This is a genomic window from Bradyrhizobium sp. U87765 SZCCT0048 (assembly GCF_018131225.1).
GTDB lineage: Bacteria > Pseudomonadota > Alphaproteobacteria > Rhizobiales > Xanthobacteraceae > Bradyrhizobium_A.
Genome location: NZ_JAFCMM010000006.1, coordinates 1 through 13,264, shown reverse-complemented (window position 1 = coordinate 13,264; position 13,264 = coordinate 1). Strand labels below are relative to the sequence as shown.

At 66.1% G+C, this 13,264-nt stretch carries 2 protein-coding genes; one reads left to right on the top strand and one right to left on the bottom strand.

The features are described 5' to 3' along the window. Window positions 1-107: 107 nt before the first annotated feature. Window positions 108-881: a fumarylacetoacetate hydrolase family protein gene (locus tag JQ639_RS30230; RefSeq protein WP_211963326.1), complete on the top strand. Its 774-nt coding sequence runs from the start codon at window positions 108-110 to the stop codon at window positions 879-881. A 141-nt stretch (window positions 882-1,022) separates the two neighbouring features. On the opposite strand, the gene JQ639_RS30225 is transcribed toward JQ639_RS30230, so the two are convergent. Further along, on the bottom strand, window positions 1,023-13,256 hold the full coding sequence (locus JQ639_RS30225; RefSeq protein ID WP_211975092.1) for a T1SS-143 repeat domain-containing protein: 12,234 nt from the start codon (window positions 13,254-13,256) through the stop codon (window positions 1,023-1,025). Window positions 13,257-13,264 lie beyond the last annotated feature (8 nt).

The following is a 13,264-nucleotide window of genomic DNA, read 5'->3' as shown; positions in this document are numbered from 1 at the left end:
TCGAGGGCCATGCTTCGCACGGCCGCCTCAGGGTGACGGTCTTACAGCTGTCGACGCGACAGTTCGTCCCCCACCGCAGACAAGACACGTTAGAGAGGACACGCCCCATGCCCCACTGGGTTCGCTTCCGCCACGGCGACAGCATCGGTTTCGGCACGCTGGCTGACGACACCATCACCGTGCATCACGGCGACATGTTCGACAGCCCCCAGGCCAACGGTGCACGGCTGCCCCGCTCGAACGTCACGCTGCTGGCGCCTACGACGCCGTCCAAGGTGATCGCGCTGTGGAACAACTTCCACGCCCTCGCCGCCAAACTTGGCGTCGCCGAGCCCAGGGAGCCGCTGTACCTGCTGAAAGCCCCCTCGTCCGTCACCGGTCCCGACGCCGCCGTCGGCCGCCCGCCATCCTATGACGGCAAGATCGTCTATGAGGGCGAACTCGCCATCGTCATCGGCCGCAGCTGCAGCAACGTCAGCGTCGCGGACGCCGACGCCCACATCTTCGGCTATACCTGCGTCAACGACATCACCGCCGCCGACATCATCTCCCGCGACGCCACCTTCGCCCAGTGGGCGCGCGCCAAGGGGTTTGACGGCTTCTGCCCGTTCGGCCCGGCGATCGCGACCGACGTCGACCCGGCGGCGCTGGTGGTGCGCACCGTGCTCGACGGCGCCGAGCGCCAGAACTACCCGATCGCCGACATGATCTTCAGCGCCGCCGAACTCGTCAGCCGCATTTCCGGCGACATGACGCTGCACCCCGGCGACATCATCTGCTGCGGCACCTCGCTCGGCGTCGGCGCCATGAAGGCGGAGGTCAGCACCGTCACCGTCGCCATCGACGGCATCGGCGAATTGACCAACACCCTGCGGCAATAGCGGCGAAGGCCGCAGTCCCGCGCGTCCCGCATCCGGCGACACGACACCGGGCCAACGGCCAGCGCGGCCGGAGCAACGTCCTCCAAAATGACAATGGCCGGGCGCAAGCCCGGCCATCGGCGTTTGTCCCGAGCAGCGCCGTCAGGCGACCATCTGGTGCTGCGCGTTCTGGAACACGATGTTGACGATGTCGTTGCCGCTGGTGCCGTAGCCGTGCAGCGTCACCACGTCATGCGCGCCGCCGGAGAAGTTGCCGCCGCCGGCGGTATCGACCTGCACGGTGATGTCGTTGCCGCTCTGTGCCAGATGCACGTAGTTGTTGATGTTGGCGTTGGTGACACCGGTGTTCGAGCCGAGCAGCGCGGTGAGGTCGATGGTGTCGCCCTGGCTCGCGCTGTAGTCGAGGATGGTGTCCTTGTTCGCCGTCCCCATCTCCGCGAACACGAAGCGGTCGGCGCCAAGGCCGCCGGTCAGCGTGTCGTTGCCGAGGCCGCCGGTGATGACGTCGTCGCCCTTGCCGCCGACGATGGTGTCGTTGCCGGTGCCGCCGAGCACGTTGAGATGCGAGGTGGCATCGACGCCCGAAGCATCGAGGGTGAGCGACAGCGCGGTATGGGCGTCGACCGTCAGCGTTCCCGTGCCGATCGCCGTGGTCGCGTTGGCGCCGAGCGTGACGGTGTCGGTGGTGCCGGCGCCGAACTGCAGGGTCTCGACGTGGCTGACATGGGCGAATCCGGCATCCAGAATATTCGCCGTGCCGACGATCTGGATGGTGTCGTTACCCGCACCGCCGTCGATGGTATCACCCATGTTGAAGCGGTCGCTGGTCAGCTTGACGATGTCGTCCCCCGCGCCGCCGTAGATCGCCAGATGCGAGCTCGACGACAGCGCCGTCGACGAGGCGTCCAGCGTCAGGCCATGGCCCGCCGTCGCGGCGCTGTCGTCGATGATCAGCAGCTTGCCGGTCGCCGACTGGATCTCCACCTCGGCATTGGCACCCAGCGTGACGCTGTTGGCGAAATCGCCGAGCACCAGCTTCTCGATGTGCGTCTTGTTGGCGAATGCCGCGTCGGTGATCGACGCCGCATCCAGGATCTGGATGGTGTCGGTGCCGGCGCCACCGTCGATGACGTCGTTGCCGTCGAAGTGGGCATTGGTGAACTTGAAGGTGTCGTTGCCCGAGCCGCCGGTGATGTGGTCGTTGCCCGCACCGGTGTTGACCACCAGATCGGCCGTCACCGCCGACGCGTTCAGCGTCAGCGCTCCCGTTGCCGCCGAGTCGTCGATCGTCAGCGTGTGACCAGCGCCGCCGACCATCGCGCTGGCGTAGCTGCCGAGCGTCAGCACATTGACCGCGTTGGCGAGCACGATGGCTTCGACGCTGCTGACATTGGCGAACGCCCCGTCGGTCTGGTTGACCGCATCGCTGAACTTCAGCGTGTCGGTGCCGGCGCCGCCGGACACCACGTCGTTCGCCGAGAATGCCGCATTGGCAAACACGAACGTGTCGTTGCCGCTGCCGCCCTTGAGCGTGTTGGTGCCGCCATTGGCGATGAAGGTGAACGCGCCGCCGTTGGTCACCGCCGAGGCGTCGGCCGCGAAGGCAAGGTTACTCGCCAGGGCGAAGCCGCTCACGGTGAGCATCTGGCCGCCGAGTACGTTGCTGTTGCCGAACGCCAGGCTGACGTTCTTGGAGTTGCTCGGCCCGATGACATTGACTTGCGAGAAGCCCTGGAAGGCCGACATCGCGCCGAAGTTGAATGAATAGTTCGTTCCTGCTCCGGTGCTGTTCGCGGCCAGGTTCAGGGTGTCCTGCCCCGCGCCGATCAGCTTGTCGCTCGAATTGAGTTGTGTCGCGCTGGCACCGGTGGTCTGGGTGTTGATCGTGCCGACCACGGTGTTGGTGCCGCTGGCGAAGAACACCGAGTCGGTGCCCGTGGTCAGCGACGCGAACGTGCCCGACGAGGTCCCGATCACCAGCGACGCGGTGTCGGTCGTCGTCGAGAACGCAGTGGTGCCACCATTGACCGTGGTGTCACCACGGCCACTGACCGAACCCGAACTCTGGTCCCAGGCCGCGAACGTCAGGCCGACGGTGCCGGTCGACGAGCTGCCGTTCGGCCTGAAGTAGAGGCGGGTCAGCGAGTCGGCCGACAGCAGCAGCGCGTTGGTGGCGCTGAGCGACGTCATCGCATACCAGTTCGCGCCGCCATTCGTCGTGTAGTACCAGGTGCCGCTGACCGAGCCGGTGGTGCCGGTGATGGCGATGCCGGTCTTGGCGCCGCTGTCGACGTCGGAGACGTTGTTCGGCCCGGTGCCGTTGCCGACCAGCGCCGACACCAGCGTGCCGGAGCCCAAGCCGGGCGAACCGTTGCCCTTGGCCTGGCTGCCCAGCGACACGCCGACCGAGCTGTCGAGCACCGGCGCATCGTTGACGCCGTTGAGCGTCACCGTGACATCCTGCGAGGTCACGCCGCCATGGCCGTCATTGATGGTCACGGTGTAGGTCTGCGTCAGCGTCTGGCCGGCGCCGAGCGACTGGATCGCGCTGTCGGCAACCGAGAAGCCCCAGTTGACCTTGCCGGTGGCGCCATTGGCCGAGTCATTCGCCAGCGACGTGGTGAACGAGCCGAGATAGCCGGTGCCCTTCGGGGTGACCAGAATGCTGTGGCTGTCGCTGACATCTGCGTCAGTGAAGGTAATCGTGCCCTTCGACGTTTCCGTTCCAGGCGTCGGCTGCGGTCCCGATGCATTGACCGAGATGTGGTCGAGCTGGAAGCTGCCGAAGTCCATGCCGCTCGCACCGAACGTAATCGTCGTGCTGCTTCCAGTTGCAACGAACTGGTAGGTATACTGGTGATAATTGGAATAGTCGATCACGACCGGAATTGCGCCCGTCGGATTGCCCGTTGCGCTGACCGTGAAGTTGGCGTTGCTGAAATCCGAATGCATCGCACCGCCGTCGAGCACGTAGAACGAGACCGTATAGGTCTGCCCGGCCACGGTGTTGATGGTCTGACTGAGGGTGGTGAGCTGCGAGCCGAGGAAGTAGGCTTCGCCGCCAGTTCCGTTGTAGCCGGAGCCCAGCACGCTGACGTTGCCCGCGCCGCCCACGGTCCAGTAGTCCAGCGAATACCAGTGGAACGAGTTGTCCGGCGCCGTGAATGGATCGAAATCGCCATTAAGGACGAGATTGCCGGTCTGGACAACGTAGGACGCATCCTCGGTGATGCTGCCGGTCTGCGCCGACGACGTGATCACCGGCGCGTGGTTCGGCGGCGGCTGGACGGTGATGCCGACGGTGTCGGTATCGCTGAGGCCACCATCGCTGGTGACGATCTTCAGGCTGTCCTGACCGGTATAGCCGGACGTCGGCGCATAGGTCAGGCCGTTGAGCGCCGCATTGATCGCGCTCTGGGACCCGGTGAACGTCATCGTGGCGTCGGACGTGCCGTCGCCGGCCGAGAACGACAGCCCGGTGAGCTGATGCAGCGTCAGCGTGCCATGCGCGACGGTGAGCGTCACCGTCAGCGTCGGGCTGTCGACGTCGGACACCGACAGCGCGTCGCCATTGGCCGACGAGAATACCAGCGAGCCATTGTTGGCGACGCTCTGGTCCGCCGGCACCGTGTTGACCGGCGCGACGTCCGAGTCCTGTACGGTGACGGTGACGTTCTGGCTGACGGTGCCGCCGTGCCCATCGTCGATGACGATGGTGTAGGTCTGGTCGACATGCTGGCCGGTGCCAAGGCCGGCGAGATCGGCGTCCTTGACCACGAACGTCCAGTTCACCTTGTTGGTGGTGTTGTCGACCGTGGCCGTGAAGGTGCCGTAATAATTCGAGCCGGTCGGCGTCACCGACACCGTGTGGACCGTATCCGTCAGGTCGACGTCGTGGAAGCTGATCGCGCCCTTCGCCACCTCGGCCGGCGTCAGCTTGACGTCATTGACGTCGATGCCGCCGAGCTGGCCGTTGCTCACGATCTGCAGCGCGACCGTATCGGTGCCGCCGTCTCCGGCGAGAACATACTGGTAGTGCCCGACCGAGTTGCCGATATTGGTCAGAACGCCTTGCGAGGCGTTGTTCCACAACACGCTCACCGACGAATTGCCGGCAAGCCCGTAGGAGCCCGCGAGGTCGAATTCGAGGAGATAGCTCTGGCCGGCGACGGTGTGGACGGTCTGCGACAGCGTCGCTGCCGTGTTGCCGCCGACTTCGTAATTGTAGTTGTCGCCGTTGTGGAAGCTGAAGACCGAGCCGACCGCGGCATAGGGCAGACCGCCCGTCGTGCTGGTGGCCGTGCTGGTCCAGGCGCCGAGCGATCCCGTCTCGAAATCGCCATTGCTCAGCAGCGAGGCCGCCGAACCGGCAAGCCTGGTGACACTGCCGGTGGTTGCGCCACCATCGATCACCGGGGCATCGTTGATGCCGTTGAGGGTGACCGTCACCGTCTGGTTGGTGATGTGGCCATGCTGGTCGTTGATCGCCAGCGTGTAGGTCTGGGTCAGCGTCTGGCCCGCGGCGAGATACTGGATCGCCGCATTCGCCACCGAGAAGTTCCAGTTGAACTGCTGGCTGGTCTCGTTGACCGTGCCGACCGTGAGGTTGCCGAGATAGCCGCTGCCTTGCGGCGTCACCGTCACCGTATGGGTATCCGTGGCATCATCGCTGAAGTGGATGGTGCCCGAGGTCGTCTGGGTCGTGTTCGGCGTCACCGCCTTCACGGAAACGTCGTCGAGATAGATCTGGTCGCCCGTATTGGTGCCAGCCGTCGAGCCGGCGAAGGCCAGCGACGTGCTGCCGCCGGTGCCGGTCACGATCACCTGGTACTCGTGATAACTGGTGCCGAGCGCATTCGGCCCGCTGATGCCGTAGGCAGCAACGGTCTGGCCGTTCCACACCACGGAGATCACGCCGAGACCGTTGGTGTCCTTGGCCCAGAAGTCGATCAGGTAGCTCTGTCCGGAGACCGTCGTGATGTTCTGCGACAGCGTCGCGGCAGGGTTGGAGCTGTCATAGGCGTAGAAGATCGTCGAGAAGCTGCCGGAGTGGACGCCATACATCGAGCCCGTGACGTAGCCCGGGCGCGCGCCGGTCCAGCCCGTGGGCACGCCCTGCGTCCATGCGCCCTCCATGTTGCCGTCGACGACGAGCTCCGGTCCCGTGGTCGGGCCGGCGTCTTCCGTCACCGCGCCGGAGAACGTGCCGCCGGTCACCGTCGGCGCGACGTTGTTGCTGATCACGGCGACGGTCGGGTCGCTCACCGGATCGTTGGTGAAGCCCTGACCGTCGATGTAGTGGGCGCTGACCGTGATGTGCTTGCCGATGTCGTCGGTCGTCAGCGTATAGGTCGCGCCGGTGGCGCTGGTGATCGCCTGGCCGTCGCGCAGCCACTGGTAGGTCACGCTGCCCGCGGCAGGATCGCCGTCGCGGTCGTGGCCGAGATTGGCCTGCAGCACGTCGCCCACGGTCGGTGCGGTCGACGGGGTGCTGTCGGTGATGGTCAGCGGCGCCGGACCGTCGCTCACCGGCGTCACCGTCAGATTGACCGTGACGACGTTGGAGTCGGCAGTGCCGTCGTTGGCCTTGTAGGTGAAGCTGTCGCCGCCGGCGTAGTCCGCCGCCGCCTGGTAGGTGAACGAGCCATCCGCGTTGAGATGGAAGCTCGACGCATGACTCGGCCCCGACACCAGCACCGCATTGAGCGGCCCGCCGCCGGCGTCGGTGTCATTGGCGAGCACGCCGGTCGCCGCCGTCGTCGTCAGCAGCGTGTCCTCGGCCACCGTGTAGCCGTCGTTGCTGGCCACCGGTGCGACGTTGGTGACGTTGATCGTCACGGCCTTGGTGGTGTCGGCGATGCCGTCGTTGGCATGGACGATGATGTTGTAGCTGCTCTGCGTCTGGTAGTTCGGCGCATTCTTGAACGTCACCTCGCCGTTGGCGGAGACGTTGAACGCAGCCGCGTCATTGCCGCTCAGCGAGTAGGTCAGATGGCTGCCGGCGTCGGCGTCCGTCGCGGTGATCTGGTAGACGACGTTGCTGGCCGCCGTGCCCTCGGCCTCGGTGGCGGATGCACCAGAGGTGATGATTGGCGCATCGTTGGCGCCATTGATGGTCACGGTCACCGGCTGCACCACGGTGCCGCCGTGGTGGTCGTCGATGGTGACATTGTAGGTCACCGTCAGGGTCTGGCCGGCCGACAGGAAGTCGAGCGCGCCGTCGGTGACATTGTAGGTCCAGGCGACGTTGCCGTTGCCCGGGGTCACGGCATCGTGCACCACGAGATTGAGCAGGCTCGCGGCCTTCAGCGCCGCGAGCTGATCGCCCGTCAGGGTGCCGCCCGACCAGGTGAAGCTCGGATCGCCGGCGGTCGCGGCGTGAGTGTCGATCAGATCCGGATCGGCTAACGCGATGGTGCCGGAGACGTGGTCGGTCGCGGTCGAGCCGGTGACGCCCGCCTGCTCGTCGAACGAGCCCGCCGCCGACGTCGACGCGGTGACGACGGTCGGCGCGTCGTTGGTGCCGACCAGGGTGATGGTGATGTCGCGGTAGGTCGACGCACCATGGCTGTCGGTCACCGTGATGCGGAACACCTCCGTCACGATCTGCCCTTCGGCCAGCGGATTCAGCTGAGCGTCGGTGACATGGTAGTTCCAGTTGACGAAACCATAGCCCGTCGTGCCCGTGTCGGTGCCGATCGAGGCATCGACATAGCCGATCACACTGCTCGCGGTCGTCGACTGCAGTGCCACCGCAACGGTGTGCGCATCGTTGAAGTCGGTGTCAGCGATGTGGAAGCCGCCGCCGTTGTAGCCGCTGTCGAAATAGGTGCGGTCGGTCGACGATCCCGCCGCCGGATTGGTCGCGACATACTCGGTGATGGTGCCGCCGTCGGGGAAGCCCGGCGACGTCGTCGGCGCATCGTTGGCGCCGTTGATGGTGATCGTGATCACCTGCGGCGTGCCGTCGGCGCTGAGCACCGTGAAGGTGTCGGTCAGCTTGTCGCCGATGTTGAGGCCGGCGACCGTGGTGTTGGAGTTGTTGACGCCATACGTCCAGTGGCCGCTGGCATCGACGGTGTACGAGCCATAGGTCGTGTTGGTCCAGCCGACCGCCTGGAAGACGTTGGTCGGGCCGTCAGGATCGGCCGCGGTCAGCGTGCCGGTGGCGACCTGGTTGGGATTGTCGGCGTTGTTGACGCCGCCCGCCTCCGTCACCGATCCGGTGATGGTGCCGGCGATCACGGCCGGCTCATTGGCGCCATTGATGGTCACGGTCACCGGCTGCACCACGGTGCCGCCATGGTGATCGTCGATCGTGACGTTGTAGGTCACCGTCAGGGTCTGGCCGGCGCCGAGGAAGTCGAGCGCGCCGTCGGTGACGTTGTAGGTCCAGGCGACGTTGCCGTTGCCCGGGGTCACGGCATCGTGCACCACGAGATTGAGCAGGCTCGCGGCCTTCAGCGCGGCGAGCTGATCGCCCGTCAGGGTGCCGCCCGACCAGGTGAAGGTCGGATCGCCCGCGGTCGCGGCATGAGTGTCGATCAGGTCGGGATCGGCAAATGCGATCGAGCCGGAGACGTGGTCGGTCGCGGTCGAGCCGGTGACGTTCGGCAACTCGTCAAGCGTTCCCGTCGCCGTAGTGGTCGCGCTGACCAGCGTCGGTGCATCGTTGGTGCCGACCAGGGTGATGGTGATGTCGCGGTAGGTCGACGCACCATGGCTGTCGGTCACCGTGATGCGGAACACCTCCGTCACAATCTGCCCTTCGGCCAGTGGGTTCAGCTCGGCATCGGTGACATGGTAGTTCCAGTTGACGAAGCCATAGCCCGTCGTGCCGGTGTCTGTGCCGATCGCCGCCGTGACCGAGCCGATCACACTGGCCGCCGTCGTTGACTGCAGTGCCACCGCAACGGTGTGCGCGTCGTTGAAGTCGGTGTCGGCGATGTGGAAGCCGCCGCCGTTGTAGCCGCTGTCGAAATAGGTGCGGTCGGTCGACGATCCGGCCGCCGGATTGGTCGCGACATACTCGGTGATGGTGCCGCCGTCGGGGAAGCCCGGCGACGTCGTCGGCGCATCGTTGGCGCCGTTGATGGTGATCGTGATCACCTGCGGCGTGCCGTCGGCGCTGAGCACCGTGAAGGTGTCGGTCAGCTTGTCGCCGATGTTGAGGCCGGCGACCGTGGTGTTGGAGTTGTTGACGCCATAAGTCCAGTGGCCGCTGGCATCGACGGTGTACGAGCCGTAGGTCGTGTTGGTCCAGCCGACCGCCTGGAAGACGTTGGCGGGATTGTCGACGTCGGTCGCGGTCAGCGTGCCGGTGGCGACCTGGTTGGGATTGTCGGCGTTGTTAACGCCGCCCGCTTCCGTCACCGAGCCGGTGATGGTGCCGGAGATCACGGCGGGATCGTTGACGCCGTTGATCACCACCGCGATGTCCTTGGTGACGCTGTCGCCGTCGCCGTCCGTGACGGTGAAGGGGATGTGCAGTGTCACCTGCTGGCCGACATTGAGGGCGTCGAACGCGGTGCCGGGCACGATGGTAATGGTGTGACCGTCGGCGCCGAGCGTGACGGTCGGCATGCCCAGCGTCAGGCCGGCCGGGGTACCGGCCAGCGTCGCGGTGCCGAGCGTGATCGCCGCGCCATGGCTGTCCGCACCGAACGCGTAGTCGGTGCCCACGACCAGGGTGATGACCTTGGTGTCGTTCTCCGACATCGCGGCGTTGACATCGTGCGCGGTCGGCACGTCGTCGTGCACGGTGACCGTGAACTGGCCGCCCTTGGTGTCGCCGTCGCCGTCCTTGGCGGTGAAGTCGAAGCTGAGCTTGAGGTCGGAGACGGTCCCCGACGGCAGATCGTCGAGCGGCTTCGACAGCGTGAAGTCATAGGCGCCATTCGGATTGGCCGCATTCTGCGACAGCACCACCGAGAACACGACATTGGCGCCGGTGATCGAAGTCGGCGCGGTGTCGCCGGTGTAGGCGACCAGCGTCGCGGTGTCGATCAGCACATAGTGCACCTGCTGACCCTGCGAGGTCAGGGTCGAGGCGTCGACCGTGTGGCCCTGATCGTCGACGATATGGACGTTGGTGATGGCACTGGAGGACGAGAACGTCACCGCGCCGGGGATCGCCGCCGACGCGCCGCTGTTGACGACGACATTGTCGACGACCACCGAGCCGTTCACGTTGTTGTCGTGCTGCGGCACGATCGTCAGCTTGGAAATCTGCAGGCCGTCGAGCACGGTGTGCGACAGATCGATGGTGGTCAGCGCCGAGCCGAGCCCCACCGTCGCCCCGACATTGACCACCAGCGTGCCGATCACGTTGCCGTGGGCGTCGTAGGCGGTCAGCGTGATGTTGTCGTAGCTCGGGTTATTGCTGGTGCCGTAGAGACCGAGGTCGATCTTGCTGAGGGTGAACGGACCCGCGGCATCGCTGATCGTGACCAGCGTGCCGTAGAGCTGGCCGGCATGGCCGCTGGTGTTGGCGATGCCCTGGTTGGTGGTGAACTTGAAGTCGCCGACCGAGAAGCTGGTCAGGCCGCCGTTGGCGAGATTGTCGAAATTGATGGTCTGGGTGATGCCGGGGTTGGCCGGCGCGCCGGCCGCAGCAGCGCCGTCGGTGCCGAAGTTGATGCCCAGCGAGCCATGCGACGATGTCGTGGCGTGGGTGGTCAGATCCCCTTCGCCGACAGCGGTTCCCGCCGGCGTGCCGATGGTCGGGCCGTCGTCGAGGATATTGATATGCAGCGGCGTCGCCGAGGTCGCGACATCGTTGTCGCCGTCCGTCACCGAGACGTAGACGACATTGGCGAGCGACACTGCATCGTTTGGATTGCTGCCGTCGGGATGCTTGATGGCGCCGTACTCGGCGACCGACACCGTGCCGGTGGCCGGATCGACGAAGATCGCCAGCACCGTGACGCCATTGGCCTTGCCGAGCACGAGGTTGGCGTTGTTGGCATCGTTCGACAGCAGGATATGGGTGCCGTCGAGCGTGGTCAGGCCGCTGTCGACGTTGACCAGCGCCGCGCCGGTGCTGGTGGTCAGCGCAACGCTCTTGACGCCATCGGCGCCGCCGCTGATCGCGGCATAGCCGGCGGCCGACTGCGCCAGGTTGATGATGGTGCCTGCCGCCGCCAGCAGCGCGGGAGCCGCGGTGGTGACGTCGTTGGTCCCGGGCTGCGCGCCCGGGGTCTCGTCGGCGACGATGATCGTGCTCGACACCGAGATGGTCGGCACGTCGTCGGTGACCTTTACCGACACCGTCGCCGGCTGCGACACGTCGCCGTCGCCGTCCTTGATGGTGAAGGCGAAGTCGATCTGCTTGACGTCGGCGCCGGTGCCGCTGTGGAACAGCGCCACCTTCTGGTCGTAGGTGTAGGTGCCGTCGGCGGAAATGGTCAGCGTGAACACGGTGACGCCGCCGGCGGTGCCGGTGACGACATTGCCGTTCTGGGTCACGACCACGGCAGCGCCGCTGTCGATGGTGAGCCCGCTAGGCAGCACGGTGAAGCTGATCGCGGTCGACAGCGAGCCGCCATAAAAGCCGTCCGCGCCGGCGCTGAGCGGCGCATTGGTCGACACCGCGATGATGTCGGTCGCGCCGACAAGGCCATGCTCGTTGACCGACAGCGTCGCACCTGCCGGATTGACCGGCACGTCGTCGGTGATCTTCACCGACACCGTCGCCGGCTGCGACACGTCGCCGTCGCCGTCCTTGATGGTGAAGGCGAAATCGATCTGCTTGACGTCGGCGCCGGTGCCGTTGTGGAACAGCGCCACCTTCTGGTCATAAGTGTAGGTGCCGTCGGCAGCAATGGTCAGCGTGAACACCGTCACGTTGCCCGCCTTGCCGGTGACGACGTTGCCGTTCTGGGTCACGGTCACCGCGGTGCCGTTGTCGATGGTCAGGCCGGTCGGCAGCGTGGTGAAGGCGATGGCCTTGGCGAGCGAACCGCCGAAATAGCCGTCGGCACCGACCGAGAGCGCCGACACGTGGCCGACCGCGATGATATCCGTCCCGCTCACCAGGCCATGCTCGTCGACCGACAGCGTCGCGCCATCCGGCGTCGCCGGCACGTTGTCGACGACATTGATGACGATGTTGGTCGAGACGGTGTCGCCGTCGCTGTCGGTGGCGTTGACCTTGAAGTTGAACGACAGCGTGTCGGCGCCCGCGCCGGTGTGGTCGAGCTTGCCGAGCAGCTGGAAGGTGTACTGGCCGTTCGCGGTCGCGTCCGGATCGAGCGTCAGCGTGAACACCTGGTTGGCGGCATTGCCGGCGCCGAACACCGAGCCGGTGTAGGCGATGAGCTGCGCGCCGCCGTTGAGCAGCGGCACCACCAGATAGTGCACAGCCTGGCCACCGGACGTCAGGTTGGCGACCGTGCCGGTCACGCTGTCGGTGACGGTCACGACCGGGTTGAGACCGGACATCGCGAAGGCGAGCTGACGCTCGCCGGGGAAATTGGTGCTGTTGTCGGCGCCCCAGGAAATGCCGACCGAGCCGGTCAGCGACGTGACGTCGGCCGGTGTCGGATCGGCCGCGCCGGTGACCGTGGGCAGGTCCTGTTCATAGAGCGTGACGGTATCGGGCTTGCCGGCCACCGGCACGTCGTCGACGACATGCACCGTCAGCTTGCTGGACACGCTGTCGCCGTCGCTGTCGGTCGCCTTGAAGCCGACCTGGATGTCCAGCGAGTTTTTGCCCGCGCCCGCGCGCTCGTCGAGCGCGTCCAGCAGCGTGAACTTGTAGGCGCCGTTCGGCGCCGACGGATCGAGCTCGATCGTGAACACCGTGCGCGGCGTGCCGTTCAACCCATAGGCGGTTGCGGTCAGCAGCGGGTGGCCGTCCGCGGTGGTCGAGACGGTGTAGACGAGCAGATCGCCCTTCGAGGTGCCGAGGAAGGCGCCACTGGCGTCCCTGATCGTGACATCGGGGAACTGGAGCGGCCCGACCGAGGTGGTGTTGAAGGCGAGGCTGCGCGCCGCGCCGTTGTCCGCACCCCAGCTGACGCCGAGGCTCGCGGTCGCGGTCAGCTGCGAGGGATCGCTGCCCTCGTTGCCGTTCGGCAGATGGCCTTCGCGGATGGTGCTGTCGGTCGCACCATTGGCAACCGGCACGTCGTCCTGAACGTTGATGTTGAAGGTGGTGTTGACGGTGTCGCCATCGGCATCTGCCGCCTGCACCTTGAAGGTCAGGCCGATCGTGTTCGAATTCGCCGCATCGTCCAGCGGACCGAGCAGCTGGAAGCTGTAGCTGCCATGGGCGCTGGTCGGATCGAGCGACAGCGTGAAGATCTTGATGCCGTCGGTCGGCGAGCCCTTGTAGGCGGTGAGCAGTTCGCCGCCATTGTCGAGCGCGGTCACGACATAGG

Coding starts and splice junctions, on each gene's coding strand:
- JQ639_RS30230 (WP_211963326.1), top strand. CDS start 108: ATGCCCCACTGGGTTCGCTTCCGCCACGGCGACAGCATCGGTTTCGGC.